Here is a 24,033-nt window from a genome sequence, read left to right as displayed (position 1 = left end):
GAAGGTGTGCGACCTTGACCTGTCCATGTTTTTTCTTGGCCATTGGCATCAAGATATTTGTATTTTGCTGGACGAGGTGCGCGTTTGCCTTGAACTTTAACTTTGTTCTTAGTTTCACCAGAAAGTGCAGAAATTAATGCGCTTACATCAATACCGTCTTTGGCAATCTGTTCTGCAATCGCAGCCAGCTTCGCTTCTTGTTCTGCGCGAGCAGAGCGTTCTTCTTCTTCCGCTTCTCTGCGTTCTTGAACAACGATCGTTAATTTATCTAGTGCTTCTTCAAGCTGCTCTAGAGTGAGTTCACGGGAAAAAGCGCGTAGGCTACGAATATTAAGTAGAGTTTTTGTTAATTCAGACATGACTATTCCTATTTGATTTAATTTAGTCGACACAGCAATAATAAACTGCTGAATTGGTACTTACAATATTAGATTCAAATATTAATGAAAATTTTATAGATAAATAAAAATCAAAAAAATATGAACTTGTTAGTGATGAGCTAATTTCATACATAAGTAGTAGTATCAAGAAGATCATCAATGATTTTTAGATAGACTTATAATTAATGTTTTTTATTATAATCTTCGTGATATTCATTGCACCACATTATGAAAGAAGTCTCAATGTTTCTTAATGAATGTGACCAATAATTGATGCACTTTGATGACATGATCGGTTGCAATGCATTCGTTGTTAAGTACAATGTCATTTACCTAAAGCGAAGTAAGACATTTATCATTGTTAAAATGACTTAATAACGGTGGTTTATTGTACTTTCTTTGACGTAGAGGTGCGGTAAAAAATAGTAACTTCTGTTGGGGTAATGCCAATGAACAAAAGTGAAAGGTTTTATCGCCGAAGTAAGTATGCACATTAAAGCAGCTTGCTGGGGTTGTATTCGAATAGGAACAACACTGCCATAGTCTATTCTTTTTTTAAACTATGGAGCGCTACTGTAGGGTTGGGTGAAGTGTTCGCTTCCCTTTCGCTTAGTTCAACATGAATTACGTGGTTATCTTAGCTCGTAATTTGTCTGCAGTAGATCTCTAACCATTTACTTACTGGTTTTTGAAGATCATGAATTTAATCGATTTTGCATCATCTCCTCTGTCGCTGTTACCGCCTCTGGTAGCATTAAGTTTGGCTGTTCTTACACGCAGAGTACTTGTTTCATTAGGTGTCGGTATTGTATTAGGCGCGGTATTACTCGCGGATTATTCTTTTGGTAGTGCATTCAGTTATGTTGCTACTAAGGTATCAAGCGTCTTTGTTGCTGATGGCGGCATTAACACTTGGAATATGAGTATCGTCGGGTTTTTGCTTTTATTAGGTATGATGACCGCGCTATTAACTTTGTCTGGCGGTACTCGTGCTTTTGCCGAATGGGCACAAGTCCGCGTAAAAAGTAAACGTGGCTCAAAACTGCTGGCGGCATTTTTGGGTGTGTTTATTTTCGTTGATGATTATTTTAACAGTTTAGCCGTAGGTTCTATTTCTCGTCCTGTGACTGACCGCTTTTATGTATCTCGCGCTAAACTTGCCTATATCCTTGATTCAACTGCAGCACCAATGTGCGTTGTGATGCCAGCTTCTAGTTGGGGCGCGTACATTATGACGATTATTGGCGGTATTCTCGTTTCTCACGGGATTACCGAATATTCGGCATTGGGCGCGTACATGCGTTTAGTACCAATGAATTTTTATGCCATTTTTGCATTACTGATGGTGTTTGCGGTGGTGTGGTTCCAATTAGATATTGGTCAAATGCGCCAGCATGAAATTAATGCCTCCCAAGGCCGTGGATTTGACGACGCAAATGAAAACGATAGCCAAGACGCACATGAGTTAAATGAAGAGCTTGATATCAAAGAGAGCGAACATGGCAAAGTGTTGGATCTGGTTCTGCCTATCGTATTACTCATCATTGCAACGGTTTCAGCCATGTTATTTACGGGTGGTCAATCTTTAGCCGCAGACGGTAAAGCATTTGATCTACTGGGTGCGTTTGAAAACACCAATGTCGGCGCTTCATTGATTTACGGCGGGCTAGTTGGCTTGGCGATGGCTCTGTTTACTGTGTTTAAGCAAAAGCTGCCAATGAATGACATCAGTAATACATTGTGGATCGGTGCTAAATCGATGTTTGGTGCGATTTTGATCCTGATTTTTGCGTGGACAATTGGCTCTGTTATTGGGGACATGAAAACCGGTGCGTACATGTCATCTTTGGTTCAAGGTAATATTGATCCGCATTGGCTACCGGTCATCTTATTCTTACTATCGGGCGTGATGGCGTTTTCAACCGGCACTTCTTGGGGAACGTTTGGCATCATGTTGCCCATTGCTGGAGATATGGCCGCGGCGACCGATATCGCTCTAATACTCCCTATGCTGAGCGCGGTGCTCGCTGGTTCCGTTTTTGGTGACCACTGTTCTCCTATTTCTGACACCACCATTTTATCGTCGACAGGCGCGCGTTGTAACCATATCGATCACGTTGCGACACAATTGCCGTATGCACTGGCTACGGCCTTGGTTTCGAGTGTCGGTTTTGTTGTTTTAGGAATGACAGCGTCAGTGCTGATCTCGTTGGCTTGTGCTTCTGTTGCATTTATCATTGTGTGCATGATTATGGCCGCTATGGCGAAATCAAAAATGACACATTGCGAGACGTTGTAGCCGTATTTTGGTTAAATAGAGTTGATAAAAGGGAAACGAAAGTTTCCCTTTTTTATTACTGGTGCACGACGGCGAAAAAAGATTTTAAAAAAGCAAAATTTTTAGTTGAAAAAGAACATCAGCTTGGTTAGTGTGGAGTCAAGACAGCAAACCAATAAGAGCTGATAAGTATGCGTAATTTTGTAATGAACATTCATCATCACCATCACCCTAAATAATCTTTCGGGGAGATGTACGCATACCCGGGAGGCAGGAAACTCCCGGTGGTTAAGTCAAAGCATTTAGATTAAAACCCTCGGGAGAACGCAAATCTCCCGAGGGTTTTTTCATTTTGCTTTAACTCAATTCCAAATACATTCAATACATTGCACAGGGAAATTGTCATGCAAACACAACGCCTAAGAATTGCCATCCAGAAGAAAGGCCGCTTGAGCTCAGAGTGCCAAGACTTACTTAAAAAATGCGGAGTGAAATTCAATATCATGGGTGAGCGTCTTGTCGTTCACTCTCTCAATATGCCGATCGACCTACTGCTAGTGCGTGATGACGACATACCCGGGCTGGTGATGGACGGTGTGGTTGATCTCGGTTTCATTGGTGAGAATGAACTGGAAGAGGTGCGTTTAGAACGCTTGTCGCAAAATAAGAAAAGTGAGTTTGTTTCACTGCGCCGTCTTGATTTTGGTGGTTGCCGCTTATCCATCGCGATCAATAAAGATCAGCAATACAACGGTCCTCAAGATTTGGCGGGTAAACGCATCGCCACAACTTATCCGCAGCTACTCAAAGCGTACATGGATGAAAAGGGCATTGATTTTAGCACTTGTGTGCTCACAGGCTCTGTTGAGGTTGCGCCACGAGCTGGCTTAGCTGATGCGATTGCTGACCTTGTTTCTACCGGCGCAACATTAGAAGCGAATGGTCTCAAAGAGGCTGAAGTTATCTTCCAATCCAAAGCAACACTCATTCAGCGTCAAGGTGAATTCAGTGAAGATAAGCAAGCATTGATTGCTCGTTTATTGACGCGTATGCAAGGCGTGATTCAAGCCAAAGAGTCCAAATACATCATGCTGCATGCCCCGGTTGATCAATTAGAAGCGATTAAAGACTTACTTCCGGGAGCGGAAGACCCAACAGTGCTGCCTTTATCGGCGGAGAAAAATCGTGTTGCAGTACATGTGGTCAGTACCGAGAACCTATTTTGGGAAACCATGGAGCGCCTAAAAGCATTAGGGGCGAGTTCTATTTTGGTTTTACCTATCGATAAAATGATGGAGTAACGGCGATGAGAACTGTCGTTTGGCAATCGTTGAGTGAAACTCAGCAAGATTCAATTTTAGAACGCCCGGCCATTACTGAAGGAGCCAATGTCACTGCTGCCGTGAGCGCCGTGATTGCGCAGGTGAAAGCGCAAGGTGACCAAGCTTTAATTGAGTTAACTGAAAAATTTGACCGCGTGAAACCGGATTCAATTCGCGTCTCAAGTGGTGAGATTGATGCGGCGTGCGAGCGTCTTTCTGACAAGATGAAACAAGCACTTCAACAAGCTTATGAGAACATTACTAAGTTCCATAAAGCACAAAAGCTGCAACCGATCAAAGTGGAAACGCAGCCGGGAGTGGTGTGTGAACAAGTCACGCGTCCAATTAATACGGTGGGCTTGTACATTCCCGGAGGCAGTGCGCCTTTACCTTCTACCGTATTAATGTTGGGTGTTCCTGCACAAATTGCAGGGTGTCGTAAAGTGGTGCTCTGCTCACCGCCACCGATTGCGGACGAAATCCTCTACGTGGCCAAGCTGTGTAACATTGATGAGGTGTACAACATTGGTGGTGGTCAAGCGATTGCAGCAATGGCTTATGGGACTAAATCCGTTGCTAAAGTAGACAAAATCTTCGGCCCCGGTAATGCCTACGTGACAGAAGCAAAACGTCAAGTGAGTAATGATTTTCGCGGTGCAGCGATTGATATGCCAGCGGGTCCTTCGGAAGTGTTGGTGATTGCTGATGATACGGCTGATGCCGATTTCATCGCGGCTGATCTGCTTAGCCAAGCTGAGCACGGACCTGATTCACAAGTTGTGTTAGTGACTCCTTCAGCGGTGATTGCCGATCAAGTAACAGATGCAGTGCAAAAGCAGCTAAAAAGCTTATCTCGCGCCGCCATTGCAGAAAAGGCCTTGGCTTCTAGTTTGATCATTATCGCTGAGTCTTTGACCCAAGCGGTTTCTATCTCGAACTACTACGGCCCTGAACACTTAATTGTGCAAACGCGGAACCCTCGTGAGCTGTTGCCGTTACTTGATAACGCTGGCTCAATTTTCTTAGGTGAGTGGTCACCAGAATCAGCTGGTGACTACGCTTCGGGTACCAACCACGTTTTGCCGACATACGGTTACACGCGTACTTATTCTAGCCTTGGTTTAGCTGATTTTAGTAAGCGCATGACGGTGCAAGAACTCAGCGCAGAGGGCTTACAAGGGTTAGCGCCAACCGTGGTCACAATGGCAGAAGCTGAAGGATTGGATGCACACAAACGTGCGGTCACCATTCGAGTCGAAAAATTGCAAAAGGCGAAAAAATAATGGAAAAACTGGCTCGTAAGCAAATTCAAGCACTGAAACCTTACTTATCGGCTCGCCGTATTGGCGGCAGTGGTGATGTGTGGCTCAATGCCAACGAATCGCCATTCAATAATGAGTACAAAACCGATTTTGTGCGTTTGAACCGTTACAGTGATTGCCAACCTAAAGCCATGATCGATGCGTATGCGGCTTATGCCAAGGTACAACCAGAGCAGGTGTTGACCTCTCGTGGTGCCGATGAAGGGATTGAGCTTTTGATCCGCGCATTTTGTGAGCCCAATCAAGACGCTATTTTATACTGTCCGCCGACTTATGGTATGTACGCGATTAGCGCTGAAACGTTCGGTGTCGAGCGTAAAGTTGTGCCATTAACGGCGGATTGGCAGCTCGACCTGTCAGCCATTCGTGCCAATTTGGACAGCGTGAAGTTGATCTTCGTTTGTAGTCCTAATAATCCAACCGGCAATTTGGTTAAGCGCCAAGATATTATTGCTTTGCTGGAAATGACTAAAGACCGCGCTATTGTCGTGATGGATGAAGCCTACATTGATTTTTGTCCAGAAGCCTCAACCGTTAATTTATTAGCGCAATACCCGAATTTGGCGATTTTACGCACCTTATCTAAAGCGTTTGCGCTTGCAGGTTTGCGCTGCGGTTTTACCTTGGCCAATAAAGAGCTGATTGATGTGCTGCAGAAGGTAATTGCACCTTATCCCGTGCCAATTCCGGTAGCAGACATTGCTGTGCAAGCGTTATCGGAAGCTGGGCTGGCTCGTACCAAATTCCAAGTGTTGGATCTCAATGCAAACCGTGCTTACTTACAAGCAGGGCTGTATATGGTGCCCCATTTAACTGTGTTTGAAGGATGGGGAAACTACCTATTAGTGAAATTTCCCGATGGCGATGCAATGTTTAAAGCCGCTTGGGATCACGGCATTATTTTACGCAATTCTCCGATTGAAAATTGCGTGAGGATCAGTATCGGTAATCGCGAAGAGTGTGAAAAAACACTCGCTTTTATTCGCAATTATTATCAGTAATCGAGCACCATAAATAGCCCAAAATGAATAAGAGCCAGTCGTTTAAGTGACGTTACTGGCCAATAGAAAAGGATATTCCAGTGAGCAAACAGCAAAAAATTCTCTTTATTGATCGTGACGGAACCTTAATTGTTGAGCCTCCGGTCGATTTCCAAGTTGATCGTTTAGACAAACTGAAACTAGAGCCGTATGTGATCCCAAGCCTACTGGCTTTGCAGGCTGCGGGTTATCGGCTGGTGATGGTCACCAACCAAGATGGACTGGGGACGGATAGCTATCCTCAAGCGGATTTCGATGCCCCTCATGCGATGATGATAGACATTTTTCAGTCCCAAGGAGTGATCTTTGATGATGTGCTGATTTGCCCGCACTTTGAAAAAGATAATTGCTCTTGCCGCAAACCCAAACTGGGGATGGTTAAAGAGTATCTGCAAGGAGGCAAAGTCGATTTTCAGCAATCAGTGGTGATTGGCGATCGAATGACCGACCTGCAACTGGCTGAAAATATGGCGATCCGTGGTATTCAATATCATCCGAAAAGTATGGGATGGCGTGAAATAGTTAAAGACTTAACCGTGAAAGCGCGCAGCGCCGAAGTGGTAAGAACCACTAAAGAGACCGACATTAAAGTTGCGGTCAATTTGGATGAAACGGGTGGTAATCAAATTACAACGGGGTTAGGTTTTTTTGACCACATGCTTGACCAAATCGCAACCCATGGTGGTTTTCAATTGAAGTTGAGCGTCAATGGTGATCTGCACATTGATGATCACCACACCATTGAAGATACCGCATTAGCACTCGGGCAAGCCTTAAAAGAGGCATTAGGCGATAAGCGTGGCATTGGTCGTTTTGGTTTTTCGTTGCCGATGGATGAGTGTTTAGCACAATGCGCGCTCGATCTATCGGGTCGCCCTTATCTGAAATTTGAGGCCACCTTTACACGTGAGCAAGTGGGCGATCTCTCCACTGAAATGGTATATCACTTCTTCCGTTCATTAACCGACACTTTGGCCTGTACGCTACATCTCTCATCCAGTGGCGAGAATGATCACCATATTATTGAAAGTTTGTTTAAGGCTTTTGGCCGCACATTGCGTCAAGCCATTAAAGTGGAAGGCAATGAACTACCTAGCAGCAAAGGAGTACTGTAATGTCGTCAGTCCGCGAAGCGATGAGTGATAACAGCAGCCAGCCGCAAAAGGTCGTCATCATTGATACAGGCTGCGCTAATGTGTCTTCCGTGAAATTTGCCATCGAACGCTTGGGTTACCCAGTCACTATTTCAAAAGATCCTGATGTGGTGTTGACGGCAGATAAGCTGTTTTTACCCGGTGTCGGTACGGCAAGTGAGGCGATGAAAAATCTGCAACAGCGCGATTTAATCACCTTGGTGAAACAGGTTGAAAAGCCACTGCTCGGCATCTGCTTAGGCATGCAACTGTTAGGTCAGCTGTCAGAAGAAAAAGGACAGCAAGCTAACGATCAAGCTAATGACATTGTGGAATGCTTGAGATTATGTGACGGCGAGGTTCGCCTGATGGATACAGGCGATTTACCACTGCCACATATGGGTTGGAATACGGTCAATGCCGAAAGAGACCATCCTCTGTTTAAAGGCATTGAGCAAGGCGAATATTTCTATTTTGTCCATAGCTACGCCATGCCCGTCGGTGAATACACGATTGCTGAATGTGAATACGGCAAGCCTTTCACCGCGGCGCTGCAAAGCGGTAATTACTATGGTGTCCAATTTCACCCAGAGCGCTCATCCAAAGCCGGCTCGGCACTGATCAAGAACTTCTTGGAATTATAAAAGGGAATTAGTAATGATTATTCCAGCATTAGATTTAATTGATGGCCAAGTGGTTCGCTTATTTCAAGGCGATTATGGTCAAGTTACCGAATACAAAGTGGACCCTGCAGAGCAGTTTCGCCTCTATCATCAGGCTGGAGCTAACTGGTTGCACCTTGTCGATTTAACGGGTGCAAAAGATACCTCAGCCCGACAGCTTGATCTGATTGCCAAACTGCTTGCCAGTACCCCTGCCAATATTCAAATTGGTGGCGGTGTGCGTAGTGAGCAAGATGTGGTGGATTTATTAAATGCGGGTGCGCAGCGCGTGGTTGTCGGTTCTACGGCCGTAAAACAGCCTGAATTAGTCAAAGGATGGATGGAAAAGTATGGCGCAGAAAAAATTGTGCTAGCGCTAGACATCAACATTGATCAAGACGGCACACGTAAAGTGGCCATTTCAGGTTGGCAAGAAGATTCAGGTGTAACGATAGAAGCCTTGATTGATGATTACCTAACGGTTGGTTTGACGCACGTATTGTGCACTGATATTTCCCGCGATGGCACACTAGCCGGTTCTAACGTTGAATTGTATATCGATTTATGCAAACAGTACCCACAAGTACAGTTTCAATCCTCAGGTGGTATCGGTAGCTTAGCGGACATCAAAGCCTTAACAGGCAGTGGCGTCGCAGGCGTGATTGTCGGTCGTGCCTTATTAGATGGTAAGTTCACCGCTCAGGAGGCATTCGAATGTTGGCAAAACGCATAATTCCTTGTTTGGATGTCCGCGATGGACAAGTAGTGAAAGGGGTGCAGTTTCGCAATCACGAAATCATTGGTGATATCGTACCGCTTGCAAAACGCTACGCCGAAGAGGGTGCGGATGAGTTGGTATTTTATGACATTACCGCGTCGAGTGATGGCCGAGTGGTGGATAAAAGTTGGGTTGCGCGTGTCGCGGCAGTGATTGATATTCCATTTTGCGTCGCGGGCGGTATTAAATCTGCCGAAGATGCTGCACGAATTTTAGAATTTGGTGCAGATAAAGTCTCCATTAACTCTCCAGCACTCGCTAACCCACAGTTGATTACTGACTTGGCGGATAAATTTGGCGTGCAATGTATTGTGGTCGGCATTGACTCTTACTTCGATCAAGAAACGGGTCAGTATCAGGTCTATCAATTTACTGGCGATGAGACGCGCACCAAAGCAACACAGTGGCAAACTTGCGATTGGGTACAAGAGGTACAAAAACGTGGTGCGGGTGAAATCGTATTGAATATGATGAACCAAGACGGCGTGCGTAATGGTTATGATCTACAGCAACTCCAGAAGGTACGTGCTGTGTGTCGCGTGCCACTTATCGCTTCTGGCGGGGCGGGAACGATGGAGCACTTTGCGCAAGCTTACCAACAAGCTCATGTCGATGGCGCGTTGGCGGCATCGGTTTTTCACAAGCAGATCATCAATATCGGCGAATTAAAACAATATTTACAAGCAGAAGGTGTAGAGGTAAGACGATGAGTTTTCAAGTATCGAGTGCGGTTGCACTTTCTGAGCGTATTGATTGGAACAAAGTTGATGGCCTTGTTCCGGCGATAGTGCAAGATTTTCAATCAAGTCAAGTGCTTATGATGGGTTACATGAACCAAGATGCGTTGCAAAAAACCGCGCAAACAGGCCAAGTGACGTTCTTTTCTCGCAGCAAACAGCGGCTTTGGACCAAAGGAGAGACCTCTGGTCATGTGTTACAGTTGAAAAACATGGCGCTCGATTGTGATAATGACACTTTATTGGTCAAAGTGAATCCCATTGGGCCAACGTGCCATACTGGAACCACAACCTGTTGGGATAACGATGCACAAGAAGAGTCTCAAATGGTGTGGCTTCATCAGCTTGAGCAGCTATTGGCTGCCCGCAAGAGTGCCGACCCTGATTCCTCTTACACCGCTAGCCTTTATGCCCGTGGAACAAAGCGTATTTCGCAGAAAGTGGGCGAAGAGGGCGTTGAAGTTGCGCTTGCGGCGACGTCGGGCGATAAGGCGGAGTTAGTGTGTGAGTCTGCTGATTTGATTTATCACTTATTGGTGCTATTGCAAGACCAAGGATTAGCGTTGAGTGATGTGATTGATAAGCTTAAAGAACGCCATAAATAAACACAGTGAAGCCTCTTAAATAATAAAGAGGCTTCCGTTTTTGAGAGCGGTGTTAGAGGGTAATTTCTTTCCACTCACCGGGTTGTAGATCGCCTAAAACAATGTCGCCCATCGCGTAGCGCACTAAGCGCAGTGTTGGAAAGCCAATATGCGCTGTCATACGTCGTACTTGCCGGTTTTTACCTTCAGTAATGGTAATCGCAAGCCATGTGGTTGGGATTTGTGCGCGAAAACGAACCGGTGGATTACGTTCCCACAAGGTAGGCGGTTGCAAAATCTCAACCTTGGCAGGCAGCGTCATGCCATCTTTTAGCTCTACACCTTGGCGCAATTTATCTAAATCGTTTTGAGCGGGTTCTCCTTCTACTTGAACCCAATACGTTTTTGGTAATTTTGACTGCGGCTGCGTTAGTCTCGCTTGCAAGATGCCGTCATTGGTGAGCACCATCAAACCTTCGCTGTCTCTGTCCAAACGACCTGCGGCATACACCTCTTTTACGGGAATAAAATCAGCGAGAGTTTTGCGCCCATCACCATCGGTAAACTGGCTTAGCGTATCAAAAGGTTTATTAAAGATGATGACTTTTCGATCAGCAAGTGATACTCGTTTTTTTACCTCTTCTGCAGATGAAGAGGAGCGGGCGGTTGAACGCTGATGTGGATCGCGCCGTTTAAAATGAGAAGAGCCAGAGGGTTTTGATACTGATGAAGAATCACGACGCAAGCGGGATGACATGTTAACTACCTTGCAAAAATGTAAATGAAGTGTGTTTGAAAGTTTTCTGAACTTTGGATTTAAGCTATGATTTGCGCGCCCAGAAACAGGATTGACGCACAAGATAATAGACTATTATCCTAGTTTTGTTTAATTATACTCAACCCATGCTATTTGGATTCAGTATCAATAAAGGGTTTGGGTGTATACGTATTTTCACTCAATGACTAAAATCGGATAACGCTCAACGACATTCGGTTCAGTTTTTGAAAGAGTGACGCTATCGTGTTCAAGTCGCGAGGATGCTAACCCACTTGACACGGACAATCACACAGCGCTGTTTCATCCAATGGTGCTGCTAGAACAAATAGGGAAATTTTTCATGCCTACAGAAAAACCTACAATTATTTATACCATTACAGACGAAGCACCAGCACTGGCCACTTATTCTTTATTGCCGATTATCCAATCCTTTACCGCCTCGTCAGGCATTAGCGTTGAAACCCGCGATATTTCACTGGCTGCGCGTATCCTTGCCAGCTTCCCAGAACATTTAAAAGAAAATCAACGTGTAAGTGATGCGCTTGCCGAATTAGGTGAACTGGCGACCAAACCAGAAGCGAATATTATTAAACTGCCTAACGTTTCTGCATCGGTTCCACAATTGAAAGCCGCGATTAAAGAGTTGCAGGAAAAAGGTTACGACCTACCAAATTATCCTGAAGAACCAAGTACCTACGAAGAAGAAGCGATTAAAGCGACTTACGATAAAATCAAAGGCAGTGCGGTTAACCCTGTGTTGCGTGAAGGAAACTCCGATCGCCGCGCACCATTATCAGTCAAGAATTATGCGAAGAAAAACCCACATTCAATGGGCGCATGGTCACCGCAATCCCGTTCACATGTTGCCAGCATGCAAGACAAAGATTTCTATGGAACAGAAAAGTCAGTCACCATTGAAGGTGACACTAAGGTCAAAATTGAGTTTGTCGGCCATGATGGCTCGACTAAAGTCTTAAAGAAAGAGTTTGCGCTGCTTGATAAAGAAATTATCGATGCTTCAGTTCTAAGCAAAAAAGCGTTAGTTGAGTTTTTCGAGCAACAAATCGCAGCAGCGAAACAGCAAGATGTGCTGCTTTCCTTGCACATGAAAGCAACCATGATGAAAGTGTCTGACCCAGTCATTTTCGGCCATGCCGTTAAAGTGTACTACAAGGACGTATTTGCGAAGTATGGCGCGTTGTTTGACTCATTAGGTGTTGATGTCAACAATGGCCTAGGCGATGTTTACGCGAAAATACAAGCATTGCCACAAGCACAGAAAGAAGAAATTGAAGCCGCGATTCAAGCGGTTTATAACACGCAGCCACCGCTTGCTATGGTCGATTCTGACCGAGGTATTACTAACCTACATGTCCCAAGCGATATCATTGTTGATGCGTCAATGCCAGCAATGCTGCGCGCTTCTGGTCAAATGTGGGGGCCAGATGGCAAGCAACAAGACACCAAAGCACTGATCCCCGATCGCTGCTACGCTGGCGTTTATCAAGCGGTGATTGATTTTTGTAAAAAGCACGGCGCATTTGATCCCACCACGATGGGCAGTGTGCCAAACGTGGGCCTTATGGCGCAAAAAGCTGAAGAATATGGATCGCACGATAAAACCTTTATCCTCGATGCAGCGGGTTCGGTACGTGTTGTGGATACCTCCGGCAAAGTATTGTTAGAGCAAGCTGTTGAAGCTGGTGATATTTTCCGCATGTGCCAAGTGAAAGATGCACCGATCCAAGATTGGGTGAAACTGGCCGTGACTCGCGCCAGAGCTACTGGTGTTCCTGCGATTTTCTGGTTAGACGATCAGCGTGCGCATGACCGTGAATTGATCAAAAAAGTCAACGTCTACCTTGCTGATCATGATACGGCTGGCTTAGATATTCAGATCCTATCACCCGTTGAAGCGACTTTGTTCACACTTGAGCGTCTCAAAGCGGGTAAAGATACCATCTCAGTTACGGGTAACGTACTGCGTGATTACCTCACGGATCTATTCCCCATTCTTGAGCTCGGTACTTCGGCTAAAATGTTGTCGATTGTTCCCTTGATGAATGGCGGTGGCTTGTTTGAAACAGGTGCTGGTGGCTCTGCGCCAAAACACGTTCAGCAGGTTGAGAAAGAAAACCACTTGCGTTGGGATTCGTTAGGCGAGTTTTTGGCGCTGGCGGCGTCTTTGGAACATTTGAGTGTTGTCACTGGAAATGCGAAAGCGAAAGTACTAGCCGATGCGCTTGATAAAGCCACTGGTAAGTTCCTTGATCTCAATAAATCACCATCGCGCAGAGTTGGTGAGCTTGATAACCGTGGCAGTCACTACTATCTTGCAACCTATTGGGCTGAGGCCTTAGCAGAGCAGACGGCGGATGCTGATTTAGCGGCGGAATTCGCACCGATTGCGAAACAGCTGCAAGAAAATGAACAGGTTATCGTCTCTGAGCTGAATCAGGCACAAGGTACTCCGGGTGATTTGGGTGGTTACTATGCGCCAGTGTTTGAAAAAGCATCAGCACTAATGCGTCCAAGCCAAACCTTGAACGCGATCATTGGCGCTTAACCTTCAGTTATTCACCTCTAAGCAATAAAAAAACCCGCCAGTTCGGCGGGTTTTTCATCAAATACACGTTTGGCAGCGATTATTTTGCAAGTTGACCTTCGATTGGAACAACAGCGCTAGCGTGATAACCTTTCGGCCCCTGTTCAATCTCGTAGGAAACTTGTTGGCCCGCTTTGAGTGTGCGGTAGCCTTCCATTTGAATGGTTGAATAGTGAGCAAAAATATCGGTATCCTCACCTTCTGGACAAATAAACCCAAATCCTTTGGCGTTGTTAAACCATTTTACTGTACCTGTAGCCATGCTTTACATCCCTCATTGCATTTTAGTTACTGATGTTGTTATCGAGAAACTTATCCTAAAAACGTTACCCGAATGTGAATATCAATTCAGCCGCTGCCAAATTTTTAGTCACTAATTGACCAATGTAGTCAATGATTCGGCGCAGTCAATAGGCAAAAGGTATGATACTCGACATATTTGCAAATAAATCACTTTTAAGGTTTACATTGTTGTAACGATTAAATAGGGCGTTAAGAATGAAATAGTTAAAGAAAGCAGTTGCTTTTGTTTTCTTTTTAATCAACTACGCCGTTGATAGTTCGGAATAGCAATGTTTTATTTGCAGCGATACAATTGCTGCATTAGTCTCTAAGTAAGGGTTGTTTTTCAACTGTGTCGGTAGCACTAATAACATTAATAGATTCGAACGACACAATGGTTACTGAGAGGCACACGGTTCCACTAGGTAGAGAAGCACTCTAAATACGGTCATCATGAGTAAACATTTTGAATGGGTGACTCCAGACTCAGATCTTCTGGAGAAAGAGAAGACAGCAATTAAACCACCAGCGATGTACAACGTAGTTCTTAATAACGATGACTACACGCCGATGGAGTTTGTGATTGAAATCCTTGAGCGATTCTTCTCGATGGATATCGACAAAGCAACACAGATAATGCTCAAGGTGCATTATGAAGGGAAAGCAATTTGTGGCACGTTCAGTGCTGAGATTGCAGAGACCAAAGTAGCTCAAGTTACTTTGTACTCAAGGGAAAATGAGCATCCACTGCTTTGTACTATGGAGCAAGCGTAGTCGCTTGCTGGAGCAACAAAGTGGTTCCTTAAGGAGGTACTTATGCTTAATAAAGAACTAGAGTCGAGTCTAAACGGCGCGTTCGCTCGAGCGCGAGACAAAAGACATGAATTCATGACCGTCGAGCACCTCCTACTTGCGTTATTAGAAAATGATGCAGCCAGAGAGGCCTTATTAGCCTGCCAAGCGGATTTGGATGCCTTACGCCAAGAGCTTGATATTTTTATTGATCAAACCACCCCTCTTATTCCTGAAAGTGACGAAACACGTGAAACGCAACCTACATTGAGTTTTCAACGTGTGCTGCAACGTGCTGTATTTCATGTGCAATCCTCTGGCCGCAATGAAGTCACAGGGGCGAATGTACTGGTTGCAATCTTTAGTGAGCAGGAGTCACATGCGGCTTACCTACTGAAAAAAAATGACATCAGTCGCTTAGATATCGTCAACTACATTTCGCACGGCATCACTAAAGCTTCCAGCGCAAGTGATAATTCAGCCTCTTCCGACTCTTTTAGCAGCGAATCAGCTGATGAAGTCAGTTCTGATGAACGTTTGGAAAGCTTTGCCAGCAACCTCAACCAATTGGCAAAGCAAGGGTTGATTGATCCGCTAATTGGGCGTGATAAAGAGCTAGAACGAACCATTCAAGTGTTGTGTCGTCGCCGTAAAAATAATCCGCTGTTAGTGGGAGAAGCGGGAGTCGGTAAAACGGCGATTGCGGAAGGGCTGGCGTGGCGTATTGTGGAAGGTCAAGTGCCTGAAATCATTCAAAATAGCGTTATTTATTCACTGGATATTGGCTCATTGCTCGCTGGAACTAAGTATCGTGGCGATTTTGAAAAGCGTTTTAAAACCATTTTGAAACAGCTTGAAAAAGAGCAGGACGCGATCCTATTTATTGATGAAATTCATACCATCATCGGTGCGGGTGCCGCTTCTGGTGGTCAGGTGGATGCGGCTAACTTAATCAAACCTCTGCTTAGCAGCGGTAAATTGCGCTGCATCGGCTCAACGACTTATCAAGAGTACAACAACATCTTTGAAAAAGAGCGCGCGCTGGCTCGCCGTTTTCAAAAAATCGATGTGGTCGAGCCATCGTTGGATGACACCACTAAAATACTTATGGGCCTGAAAACAAAATACGAGGCGCACCATGATGTACGTTACACCAATAAAGCGTTACGTGCGGCCGTAGAGCTTTCTGCAAAATACATCAATGAACGTCATTTGCCAGATAAAGCGATTGATGTGATTGATGAAGCGGGAGCACGTTCAAGGTTGGCACCTGCAAGTCGCCGCAAGAAAACCGTTGGAGTGGCCGATATTGAAGCGATGGTTGCTAAAATGGCGCGTATTCCAGAAAAATCAGTCTCTTCTTCCGATAAAGACATTTTGCAGCACCTTGATAGAAAAATGAAAATGTTGGTATTTGGACAAGATGACGCTATCGATGTATTGAGTGAGGCGATCAAACTCTCACGCGCTGGCTTAGGTGCTGACAATAAACCGGTGGGCTCATTCTTGTTTGCAGGGCCAACAGGCGTGGGTAAAACAGAAGTGACAGTGCAGTTATCGAAGCTACTTGGCATTGAGCTGCTGCGTTTTGATATGTCTGAGTATGGTGAACGCCACTCAGTGAGTCGTTTAATTGGTGCTCCTCCTGGTTATGTTGGGTATGACCAAGGTGGCTTGCTAACTGATGCTGTGATTAAACATCCACATTCAGTAGTGCTACTTGATGAGATTGAGAAAGCGCACCCTGATATTTTCAACTTGCTACTTCAAGTCATGGATAACGGCACTTTAACGGATAACAATGGACGAAAAGCGGATTTCCGTAACATCATTTTGGTGATGACAACCAACGCAGGTGTTGCAGAGACAGTGAAAAAATCGATTGGTCTTATCCAACAAGACAATAGTTTTGATGCGATGTCAGAGATTAAGAAAGTATTCACACCCGAATTTCGTAACCGTTTAGATAACATCATCTGGTTTAATCGTTTGGATGAGCGTGTAATCCATCAAGTGGTTGATAAGTTTATTGTTGAACTACAAGCTCAACTCGATGCGAGAGGTGTATCGTTAGAGGTTTCTGAGGATGCTCGTCATTGGCTTGCTGTGAAAGGCTACGATATTGAGATGGGCGCTCGTCCGATGGGCCGCGTGATTCAGGATAAGCTGAAAAAGCCATTAGCGAATGAGTTGTTGTTTGGCTCGTTGGTCGATGGTGGCACAGTGAAAGTGGATTTAGATGGCGAAGAGCTTAAGTTTAAGTACATTGGTTCTCGTGAAGAAGCGGTTCACTAATCGGTAATCCCGATGCTTATCACCTAATAACAAAAGCACGCTGAGGCGTGCTTTCTTCTATGCATTGCATTTAATCCAGTTCTATAAGTAACAAAAAACGGAGCATTTAGCTCCGTTTTTTGTTGCGTTCGAAAATCAGAGATTAACGAGCACGGAAGACGATGCGGCCTTTAGTTAGGTCGTATGGAGTCATCTCTACAGTTACTTTGTCACCAGTAAGAATACGAATGTAGTTCTTACGCATTTTACCAGAGATGTGAGCTGTTACTACGTGGCCGTTTTCTAGCTCAACACGGAACATTGTGTTTGGAAGAGTATCAAGGACAGTGCCTTGCATCTCAATTACGTCTTCTTTAGCCATTTAATCCTCTTTAGAAACTTGGCGATTTTTAACGGACGCATTCTGCCGCTAAAAGATAAATATGTAAAGTTGGGGCGTATTCTACCCTTGCCAACGTTGATTTACTAGCTTTTGATGGCGCTCAAAGCGTACTTTGTAGTTCATTGCTGGGCATTCATCAATTTGATAACCCAAATATAACCATTGTTTCTGTGTGGCTTGGCAATATTGCAGTTGAAATAAAACGCCCAGTGTTCCGAGTGACAGATCTGACTCTGGATCATAAAAGGTATAAAAGGCGCTGGCACTGTTTTGTAAAATATCCGTCACCGCAATCGCGACCAGTTGTCCATTTTGATAAATATGCAGGTATTGAGTATCTAGCCAACGACAAGCGGAAAAGGTTTCAAACTCCTGCTCGTTGGGAGGGTACATGCTGCCCTCTTTATGTCGCGCTTCAATATAGCGGGCATAGAGTGCAAACCAACCCGAATCCATGGTCGGTTTCAACTGCCACTGAAAAGCGTGTGCCTTTTTGAGTAACCGCTTTTGGCTGGTTGATAGCTTGACTTGGTCAACAAAAACACGCAATGCTTGGCAGGAGTTGCAATTGTCACAGTGAGGTTTGTAAATGGTATCCCCACTGCGTCGAAAACCATTTGCGAGTAGAATTTCATAATTCTCAGGCGATTGCATGGCGGAGTCTAAAGTCACAGCGACACGTTCTTGCCTATCTTTTAAATAGCTACAAGGGTGGTTATTGGTTAAACCGATGCGTATTTGCTGTAAATCTGAGCTCATGGTTATCCTTCATTAGGCAAGGTGATCCACTGGGGTGTAAAGCAGCGCTCATCGACAGAGCTATCTCTAAAAGATAGCAAGGATTTGAGAAAATCGTCGCGCTCTAATTCGAAAGCTCCCAATGATGCCAGATGCGGATTCATCACCTGACAATCAATCAACTGTCCACCGTGTGATTGAAAATGCTGGCAAAAATACCAAAGCGCAATTTTTGATGCATTGGCTTTGATACTAAACATCGACTCACCGCAAAACATTTGGCCCATTTGTATGCCATAGAGCCCGCCGATCAATTTATCTTCCTGCCACACCTCAACCGAATGACAACGGCCAGAAGCCGCAAGGGCGAGGTAGGCGCTGCGCATCTCTTCATTTAGCCAAGTTTGATCTGCGGGTCTTACGTTGGCGCAACTTGTAATTACCTCTTTAGTTGCATGGTTAAGGCTTATTTTATATTGATGTTTTCGCTGGAATTTTTTAACGCTTTTAGCTGGAGAAAAAGTTTGTGGGTTAAACACAGCTCGTGGAGCGGGGCTCCACCAAAGAATAGGCTCTTGTGGGCCATACCAAGGAAAAATTCCGTGTCGATAAGCATTATAAATACGTTCTGGTTGTAAATCTCCACCAAACGCGAGCAGTCCATTTGGCTCTTCTAGCGCCTCATCAGCGGAAGGAAAAGAGAAATCATCAAGCGCAAGTTGAGGAAGGTAAATAGTCATGTTCGATCCGATCTGGGTTAACCATCAAGATAAGGCCACGGAATGAGGATAGTAGGGATTTTTCAATAGTTTGCCAATCATTACTATCAGGCCATATTTGTACTGGAGTTCGCTTTTATTTTTAGATAGGCTGCAAGTACGAAGAATTTTCATTTTCCCAGAGCAAACAGGAGCTCTTTGGAAGATGCAAGGAAACACAACTCCAATGGAAAGCCTCACGTTACAACCAATAAAAAAAATTAATGGGCAAGTCAATTTACCCGGTTCCAAAAGTGTCTCAAACCGAGCGCTACTGCTTGCCGCTCTGGCAAGTGGTACGACTAAGCTAACGAACTTGTTAGACAGTGACGATATTCGCCACATGCTCAACGCACTAGCAAAACTTGGCGTGGAGTATCGTTTGTCAGACGACAAAATGGTGTGTGAGATAAAAGGTTTGGGTCGGCCTTTTAGCATCGAGCAATCCGTTGAGCTGTTTTTAGGTAATGCAGGGACGGCAATGCGTCCACTTGCGGCAGCATTAGTCCTTGGACAGGGTGAGTTCATTTTGACTGGTGAGCCGAGGATGAAAGAACGTCCAATCGGTCATCTCGTTACAGCGTTACGTGAAGCGGGCGCTGATATTGAGTACCTTGAAAACGAAGACTTCCCGCCGTTAAAAATTACGGCAACCGGCCTTAAAGCTGGAACCGTGGCGATTGACGGTTCAATCTCGAGTCAATTTTTGACCGCCTTTTTAATGGCTGCGCCACTGTCTGATGGTGAAATGACGATAAACATCGTTGGTGACTTGGTCTCAAAGCCTTACATTGATATCACGTTACACATCATGGCGCAGTTTGGTGTAAAAGTGATCAACCATAACTACACTCAATTTGTGATCCCAGCTGGGCAATCGTATGTTTCTCCTGGGCAGTTTTTGGTGGAAGGAGATGCATCCTCTGCTTCTTACTTCCTCGCGGCGGCGGCTATCAAAGGTGGCGAAGTAAAAGTTACTGGTATTGGTAAAAACAGTATCCAAGGAGATATTCAATTTGCCGATGCGCTAGAAAAAATGGGCGCACTCATCGAATGGGGGAATGATTATGTCATCGCTCGTCGTGGAGAGCTTAATGCGGTTGATCTCGATTTTAATCACATTCCTGATGCGGCTATGACCATTGCGACGACCGCATTATTTGCCAAAGGCACCACAGCCATTCGCAACGTATATAATTGGCGTGTTAAAGAAACTGATCGTTTAGCCGCAATGGCGACGGAGCTGCGTAAAGTGGGTGCAGAGGTTGAGGAAGGGGATGATTACATTATCATCACACCACCAACGTCATTACAGCATGCGGCAATCGACACTTATGACGATCATCGAATGGCGATGTGTTTTTCGCTGGTTGCACTGAGCGATACCGCAGTGACGATTAATGATCCTAAATGTACTTCGAAAACGTTTCCTGATTATTTTGAACAGCTTGCGCAACTAAGCCACTAGGCATTGAGTGTTTAAACCCAAGAATGAAAAGCCTCGAATGAGGCTTTTTTTCATCAAGAATTACGATTGAACGAGAGTAAATTGCTTTGATAAATGCAAGGCAAGGTACTTGAACATGTTAAATACCGCAGTGGTATTAGGTGTTGGCAGCCCCTTGTCGTCTAAAAAGTAGTTGCCTTTAAAAACTAATACATCCTCTTTTTCTTCAACGCTATCGGCGCGCATGCCAACGATATAAGCGTCATGTTCTTGAATGATTTGGTTTGCAATAAGTAACAAATCAAATTCAGTAATAGATTGTTTTTCGCTCATCTTTTACGGTCCTATGAGTAGATGTGCGAGGATAGTGCCGTAAAAGGGTAGGTAATTTCAATGATTTCAAATAGAATTCGGCGCAAAATTCGATGGAGTGGATTCTCAAGTTTTGACCAAAGAGAGAAGTCACGTCTAAGCTTAATCAAGAAAGCCGATTTTTTATGCAATGAGAATGTGTGACTTACGGCATATTTCATTGGATTTATTTCGCGAACTGATAATACTCACTTTAGTATGAGCGCCAAAGCACGTTTAGTAGAGTGCTGCAGCAATGAAAGTCAAGCTCACAAGTACCACAGGATTCGATTTTAAACTTCTCAATTTAGGTTGGAAGGCTGGCGGAGAATAGACCACTGAGCTCTGGTTGCATTTTGACCAATTATTGAGTGGTTGAATTTTATTTTTAAAAAACATGTTGATCTTCTTGTTAACTGGCTCGATAGTAAAAAAAGAAGCAATAATTTAGAACGTCATGCGATTTACTTTCGCGTAATGATTAAGGGCATTTGAGTCAATTATGGGTAAATCACTCGTTATAGTGGAATCGCCAGCCAAGGCTAAAACGATCAATAAATATCTTGGTAAAGATTTTATTGTTAAGTCGAGCGTAGGGCATGTTCGTGATCTTCCAACCGCAGGTCAAAGTACCGCTAAAAAAGCAACGCCTAGTTCTTCTTCAAAGAACCTTAGCGCTGAAGAGAAAGCACGCTTGAAAAGCGAGAAAGACCGCAGTTCGTTAATTAAGAAGATGGGCATCGACCCTTATCACGGCTGGGAAGCGAATTACCAAATTTTGCCGGGTAAAGAAAAAGTAGTGGCGGAATTGCAAAAGCTTGCTAAAGATGCCGACTGCATTTATCTCGCAACCGATTTGGACCGCGAAGGAGAGGCCATCGCTTGGCACCTTCGTGAGATCATCGGTGGCGATGAACAGCGATACAAACGAGTTGTATTTAACGAAATTACTAAAAATGCAATCCAACAAGCCTTCCAAACACCGGGTGAATTGAATATCGACGGTGTAAACGCCCAACAAGCGCGTCGTTTCATGGACCGTGTGGTGGGTTTTATGGTCTCTCCATTACTTTGGAAAAAAGTGGCGCGTGGCTTGTCTGCGGGTCGCGTCCAATCGGTGGCGGTGAAATTACTTGTTGAGCGTGAGCGTGAAATTAACGCGTTTGTCCCTGAAGAGTTCTGGGATATCCATGCTGATACGAAAACGCAAGATAAAACGGATTTCCGTCTGTTGGTTGCGCAAAAAAATGATGTAGCGTTTAAGCCTGTCAACGAAGCGGAAGCTAAATCAGCGGTTTCGATTTTAGAAAAAGCTTCTTACGAAGTGTGTAAACGTGAAGACCGCCCAACCAGCAGTAAACCTTCCGCTCCTTTTATCACCTCGACGTTACAGCAAGCAGCCAGTACTCGCTTGGGTTACGGAGTGAAGAAAACGATGATGCTAGCTCAGCGCTTGTATGAGGCAGGTTACATCACTTATATGCGTACCGATTCAACCAACTTAAGTGCTGAAGCGGTTGAAGCGGTTCGCAGCTATATTGGTAGTGAGTTTGGACAAGCCTACTTACCTGAGAATCCGTTAGCTTATGGAAGTAAGCAGGGCGCTCAAGAAGCGCACGAAGCGATTCGTCCATCCAGTGTGGATGTTAAAGCCGATGATTTACAAGGTATGGAAGCGGATGCTCATAAGCTATACGCACTAATCTGGAATCAGTTTGTTGCTTGCCAAATGACGCCAGCTCAATACGATTCGACCACTGTGAGCGTGAAAGCTGCAGAATTCACCCTTAAGGCGAAAGGTCGCATCCTTAAATTTGATGGTTGGACACGAGTTCAACGTCCAATGGGTAAGAATGAAGACCAAATTTTACCTCCAGTGAAAGTGGGCGAAACGTTGTTATTGCAAACGTTAGATCCAAAACAACATTTCACTAAGCCACCGGCACGTTATACGGAAGCTGCGCTGGTAAAAGAGCTTGAAAAGCGTGGTATAGGCCGACCATCGACGTATGCTTCTATCATCTCTACCATTCAAGATCGCGGCTATGTGAAAGTGGATCAGCGACGTTTTTATGCTGAGAAAATGGGTGAAATCGTCACCGATCGTCTGGATGACAGTTTCAATGACTTGATGAACTATGACTTCACCGCGCGAATGGAAGAAAAGCTGGACCAAATTGCAGCAGGATCTGCAAATTGGAAAGGAGTCTTGGACGATTTCTTTAAAGATTTCACTGCAGATTTAGAAACGGCTGAACTGGATGAAGAACAAGGCGGTATGAAACCCAACCACATCGTGATGACCGACATTCAATGTCCGACATGTTCACGTCCAATGGGAATTCGTACAGCCTCTACAGGGGTGTTCCTCGGTTGTTCTGGTTATGCACTGCCGCCTAAAGAGCGTTGTAAAACCACCATTAACCTAGGTGACGAAGAAGGCGTCATCAATGTCTTGGAAGAAGATGTTGAAACGGCTGCACTGCGCGCTAAAAAGCGTTGTCCTATCTGTGAAACGGCGATGGATGCGTATCTAATCGATGACACACGTAAAATGCATGTGTGCGGGAACAATCCGAACTGCGAAGGTTACGTTGTAGAATTCGGTGAGTTTAAAGTTAAAGGCTATGATGGCCCAGTTGTCGAGTGTGACAAGTGTGGGTCAAACATGGTGCTGAAAAATGGCCGTTTTGGTAAGTACATGGATTGCACCAGCGATGACTGTAAAAATACGCGTAAGATCTTAAGAAGCGGCGAAGTTGCTCCACCAAAAGAAGATCCTATCCATTTCCCTGAATTGCCTTGTGAAAACTCGGATGCGTATTTTGTACTGCGTGATGGCGCTTCAGGTCTGTTTCTTGCGGCGAGCAATTTCCCTAAATCTCGCGAGACACGTGCGCCATTGGTTGAAGAATTGGCTCGTTTCAAAGAGCGCCTAGCACCAAAGTATCAATACTTAGCTGATGCGCCTGCACATGATCCTGATGGTGTGGCGGCGGTTGTACGCTTTAGTCGTAAGTCAAAAGAACACTATGTACGCACTGAGATAGATGGTAAACCCTCAGGTTGGACGGCGTTGTACGATAATGGGCGGTGGGAAATTACCGATAAGCGTAAAAACGCTAAAAAATAGCCTTTAATGTGATCAATGCGAAAAGGTAGCCTTCGGGCTACTTTTTTTTTGGGCTGGAGTTTGAGCAAGTTCAACTATTCATACTATTCATGGAAAATGTGTCGCCAATATTTTGACATTCCATGTGTAAGGCAGTATTGATTAACTATCCGTGAGCGGGCGGAGTGTCTGATGTTCAGAGTCTTGTACACAGGAGATAGCCCTATTGCACCAGCATGTTGTGAATTGTTCAGTCG

21 protein-coding genes, 1 riboswitch and 1 other annotated feature are annotated in these 24,033 nt (G+C 44.8%); of the genes, 14 read left to right on the top strand and 7 right to left on the bottom strand.

Annotated elements, in window-relative coordinates; genetic code table 11:
- On the bottom strand, positions 1 to 359 hold a 359-nt coding region (locus tag AACQ17_RS11260; RefSeq protein WP_170935166.1), incomplete at its 3' end, for an H-NS family histone-like protein.
- Between the two features lie 418 nt (positions 360 to 777).
- A riboswitch (Lysine riboswitch) is annotated at positions 778 to 961 on the top strand.
- Between the two features lie 116 nt (positions 962 to 1,077).
- Between AACQ17_RS11260 and AACQ17_RS11255 the strand changes: the two genes are divergently transcribed.
- From AACQ17_RS11255 to hisIE, 9 genes are all read left to right on the top strand, one after another.
- Positions 1,078 to 2,679, top strand: coding sequence for a Na+/H+ antiporter NhaC family protein (locus AACQ17_RS11255; RefSeq protein ID WP_026028031.1), 1,602 nt, complete (start codon positions 1,078 to 1,080; stop codon positions 2,677 to 2,679).
- Between the two features lie 193 nt (positions 2,680 to 2,872).
- Positions 2,873 to 3,009: a sequence feature (His leader region), on the top strand.
- Between the two features lie 53 nt (positions 3,010 to 3,062).
- Positions 3,063 to 3,959 carry an ATP phosphoribosyltransferase gene (hisG, locus tag AACQ17_RS11250; RefSeq protein ID WP_026027608.1) on the top strand — a complete coding sequence of 299 codons (897 nt, stop codon included), beginning with the start codon at positions 3,063 to 3,065 and terminating at the stop codon, positions 3,957 to 3,959.
- Positions 3,960 to 3,964: 5 nt separating this feature from the next.
- Positions 3,965 to 5,263 carry a histidinol dehydrogenase gene (hisD, locus tag AACQ17_RS11245; protein ID WP_013857097.1) on the top strand — a complete coding sequence of 433 codons (1,299 nt, stop codon included), beginning with the start codon at positions 3,965 to 3,967 and terminating at the stop codon, positions 5,261 to 5,263.
- Positions 5,263 to 6,303 (top strand): histidinol-phosphate transaminase, encoded by a 1,041-nt coding sequence (hisC, locus tag AACQ17_RS11240; RefSeq protein WP_094147098.1) that lies wholly within the window; start codon positions 5,263 to 5,265, stop codon positions 6,301 to 6,303. Before hisD ends, hisC begins: the two co-directional genes overlap by 1 nt.
- Before the next feature lie 80 nt (positions 6,304 to 6,383).
- On the top strand, positions 6,384 to 7,457 hold the full coding sequence (gene hisB, locus AACQ17_RS11235) for a bifunctional histidinol-phosphatase/imidazoleglycerol-phosphate dehydratase HisB (RefSeq protein WP_094147097.1): 1,074 nt from the start codon (positions 6,384 to 6,386) through the stop codon (positions 7,455 to 7,457).
- Positions 7,457 to 8,119, top strand: a complete 663-nt coding sequence (gene hisH, locus AACQ17_RS11230; RefSeq protein WP_094147096.1) for an imidazole glycerol phosphate synthase subunit HisH — start codon at positions 7,457 to 7,459, stop codon at positions 8,117 to 8,119. Before hisB ends, hisH begins: the two co-directional genes overlap by 1 nt.
- Positions 8,120 to 8,132: 13 nt before the next feature.
- A complete protein-coding gene (gene hisA / locus AACQ17_RS11225; protein WP_013857092.1) occupies positions 8,133 to 8,870 on the top strand; it encodes a 1-(5-phosphoribosyl)-5-[(5-phosphoribosylamino)methylideneamino]imidazole-4-carboxamide isomerase in 738 nt (245 codons plus the stop codon).
- Positions 8,852 to 9,625, top strand: a complete 774-nt coding sequence (hisF, locus tag AACQ17_RS11220) for an imidazole glycerol phosphate synthase subunit HisF (protein WP_017044649.1) — start codon at positions 8,852 to 8,854, stop codon at positions 9,623 to 9,625. The genes hisA and hisF overlap by 19 nt, the downstream gene beginning before the upstream one ends.
- A complete protein-coding gene (hisIE, locus tag AACQ17_RS11215; RefSeq protein WP_017043909.1) occupies positions 9,622 to 10,257 on the top strand; it encodes a bifunctional phosphoribosyl-AMP cyclohydrolase/phosphoribosyl-ATP diphosphatase HisIE in 636 nt (211 codons plus the stop codon). The genes hisF and hisIE overlap by 4 nt, the downstream gene beginning before the upstream one ends.
- 52 nt (positions 10,258 to 10,309) lie before the next feature.
- Here hisIE and AACQ17_RS11210 read toward each other — a convergent pair whose 3' ends face one another.
- The gene (locus tag AACQ17_RS11210; RefSeq protein ID WP_206208096.1) at positions 10,310 to 10,993 is read right to left on the bottom strand and encodes a pseudouridine synthase; all 684 of its coding nucleotides are present in this window, start codon (positions 10,991 to 10,993) and stop codon (positions 10,310 to 10,312) included.
- A 361-nt stretch (positions 10,994 to 11,354) separates the two neighbouring features.
- Between AACQ17_RS11210 and AACQ17_RS11205 the strand changes: the two genes are divergently transcribed.
- Positions 11,355 to 13,580, top strand: coding sequence for an NADP-dependent isocitrate dehydrogenase (locus AACQ17_RS11205; protein WP_026028830.1), 2,226 nt, complete (start codon positions 11,355 to 11,357; stop codon positions 13,578 to 13,580).
- 79 nt (positions 13,581 to 13,659) lie between these two features.
- Here AACQ17_RS11205 and cspD read toward each other — a convergent pair whose 3' ends face one another.
- Positions 13,660 to 13,881: a cold shock domain-containing protein CspD gene (gene cspD, locus AACQ17_RS11200; protein ID WP_013857087.1), complete on the bottom strand. Its 222-nt coding sequence runs from the start codon at positions 13,879 to 13,881 to the stop codon at positions 13,660 to 13,662.
- Positions 13,882 to 14,354: 473 nt separating this feature from the next.
- On the opposite strand from cspD, the gene clpS reads away from it, so the two are divergent.
- Positions 14,355 to 14,675 carry an ATP-dependent Clp protease adapter ClpS gene (gene clpS / locus AACQ17_RS11195; protein WP_010319243.1) on the top strand — a complete coding sequence of 107 codons (321 nt, stop codon included), beginning with the start codon at positions 14,355 to 14,357 and terminating at the stop codon, positions 14,673 to 14,675.
- 42 nt (positions 14,676 to 14,717) lie between these two features.
- Positions 14,718 to 16,988 carry an ATP-dependent Clp protease ATP-binding subunit ClpA gene (gene clpA, locus AACQ17_RS11190; RefSeq protein ID WP_013857086.1) on the top strand — a complete coding sequence of 757 codons (2,271 nt, stop codon included), beginning with the start codon at positions 14,718 to 14,720 and terminating at the stop codon, positions 16,986 to 16,988.
- A gap of 142 nt (positions 16,989 to 17,130) precedes the next feature.
- Here clpA and infA read toward each other — a convergent pair whose 3' ends face one another.
- The 3 genes from infA to aat form a co-directional block, all read right to left on the bottom strand.
- Complete coding sequence (infA, locus tag AACQ17_RS11185) at positions 17,131 to 17,349, bottom strand: translation initiation factor IF-1 (RefSeq protein WP_006075347.1); 219 nt, start codon at positions 17,347 to 17,349, stop codon at positions 17,131 to 17,133.
- An 81-nt stretch (positions 17,350 to 17,430) separates the two neighbouring features.
- Positions 17,431 to 18,129 (bottom strand): arginyltransferase, encoded by a 699-nt coding sequence (locus AACQ17_RS11180; protein WP_013857085.1) that lies wholly within the window; start codon positions 18,127 to 18,129, stop codon positions 17,431 to 17,433.
- 2 nt (positions 18,130 to 18,131) lie between these two features.
- On the bottom strand, positions 18,132 to 18,848 hold the full coding sequence (gene aat / locus AACQ17_RS11175; RefSeq protein ID WP_013857084.1) for a leucyl/phenylalanyl-tRNA--protein transferase: 717 nt from the start codon (positions 18,846 to 18,848) through the stop codon (positions 18,132 to 18,134).
- A 205-nt stretch (positions 18,849 to 19,053) separates the two neighbouring features.
- Here aat and aroA point away from each other — a divergent pair, with 205 nt between their 5' ends.
- Positions 19,054 to 20,334, top strand: coding sequence for a 3-phosphoshikimate 1-carboxyvinyltransferase (aroA, locus tag AACQ17_RS11170; RefSeq protein ID WP_094167707.1), 1,281 nt, complete (start codon positions 19,054 to 19,056; stop codon positions 20,332 to 20,334).
- Positions 20,335 to 20,394: 60 nt separating this feature from the next.
- Here aroA and AACQ17_RS11165 read toward each other — a convergent pair whose 3' ends face one another.
- On the bottom strand, positions 20,395 to 20,646 hold the full coding sequence (locus AACQ17_RS11165; RefSeq protein ID WP_013857082.1) for a YciN family protein: 252 nt from the start codon (positions 20,644 to 20,646) through the stop codon (positions 20,395 to 20,397).
- A 520-nt stretch (positions 20,647 to 21,166) separates the two neighbouring features.
- On the opposite strand from AACQ17_RS11165, the gene topA reads away from it, so the two are divergent.
- Entirely contained in the window at positions 21,167 to 23,797 is a 2,631-nt protein-coding gene (topA, locus tag AACQ17_RS11160) for a type I DNA topoisomerase (RefSeq protein ID WP_017044653.1), read from the top strand.
- Positions 23,798 to 24,033 lie beyond the last annotated feature (236 nt).

The sequence above is a fragment of the Vibrio sp. V10_P2A27P122 genome, from assembly GCF_963874335.1.
GTDB classification, from domain to species: Bacteria; Pseudomonadota; Gammaproteobacteria; order Enterobacterales; family Vibrionaceae; genus Vibrio; species Vibrio anguillarum.
The sequence above is the reverse complement of the archived record's forward strand: the minus strand, read 5'-3'. Positions and strand labels throughout refer to the sequence as shown.

Bases quoted from the DNA above. Each gene is read 5' to 3' on its own strand.
- hisA (WP_013857092.1), top strand. From the start codon at position 8,133: ATGATTATTCCAGCATTAGATTTAATTGATGGCCAAGTGGTTCGCTTA.
- clpA (WP_013857086.1), top strand. From the start codon at position 14,718: ATGCTTAATAAAGAACTAGAGTCGAGTCTAAACGGCGCGTTCGCTCGA.
- AACQ17_RS11180 (WP_013857085.1), bottom strand. From the start codon at position 18,129: ATGAGCTCAGATTTACAGCAAATACGCATCGGTTTAACCAATAACCAC.
- hisF (WP_017044649.1), top strand. From the start codon at position 8,852: ATGTTGGCAAAACGCATAATTCCTTGTTTGGATGTCCGCGATGGACAA.
- cspD (WP_013857087.1), bottom strand. From the start codon at position 13,881: ATGGCTACAGGTACAGTAAAATGGTTTAACAACGCCAAAGGATTTGGG.
- hisD (WP_013857097.1), top strand. From the start codon at position 3,965: ATGAGAACTGTCGTTTGGCAATCGTTGAGTGAAACTCAGCAAGATTCA.
- infA (WP_006075347.1), bottom strand. From the start codon at position 17,349: ATGGCTAAAGAAGACGTAATTGAGATGCAAGGCACTGTCCTTGATACT.
- aroA (WP_094167707.1), top strand. From the start codon at position 19,054: ATGGAAAGCCTCACGTTACAACCAATAAAAAAAATTAATGGGCAAGTC.
- hisG (WP_026027608.1), top strand. From the start codon at position 3,063: ATGCAAACACAACGCCTAAGAATTGCCATCCAGAAGAAAGGCCGCTTG.
- hisC (WP_094147098.1), top strand. From the start codon at position 5,263: ATGGAAAAACTGGCTCGTAAGCAAATTCAAGCACTGAAACCTTACTTA.
- AACQ17_RS11255 (WP_026028031.1), top strand. From the start codon at position 1,078: ATGAATTTAATCGATTTTGCATCATCTCCTCTGTCGCTGTTACCGCCT.
- aat (WP_013857084.1), bottom strand. From the start codon at position 18,848: ATGACTATTTACCTTCCTCAACTTGCGCTTGATGATTTCTCTTTTCCT.
- clpS (WP_010319243.1), top strand. From the start codon at position 14,355: ATGAGTAAACATTTTGAATGGGTGACTCCAGACTCAGATCTTCTGGAG.
- topA (WP_017044653.1), top strand. From the start codon at position 21,167: ATGGGTAAATCACTCGTTATAGTGGAATCGCCAGCCAAGGCTAAAACG.
- hisIE (WP_017043909.1), top strand. From the start codon at position 9,622: ATGAGTTTTCAAGTATCGAGTGCGGTTGCACTTTCTGAGCGTATTGAT.
- hisH (WP_094147096.1), top strand. From the start codon at position 7,457: ATGTCGTCAGTCCGCGAAGCGATGAGTGATAACAGCAGCCAGCCGCAA.
- AACQ17_RS11210 (WP_206208096.1), bottom strand. From the start codon at position 10,993: ATGTCATCCCGCTTGCGTCGTGATTCTTCATCAGTATCAAAACCCTCT.
- AACQ17_RS11205 (WP_026028830.1), top strand. From the start codon at position 11,355: ATGCCTACAGAAAAACCTACAATTATTTATACCATTACAGACGAAGCA.
- AACQ17_RS11165 (WP_013857082.1), bottom strand. From the start codon at position 20,646: ATGAGCGAAAAACAATCTATTACTGAATTTGATTTGTTACTTATTGCA.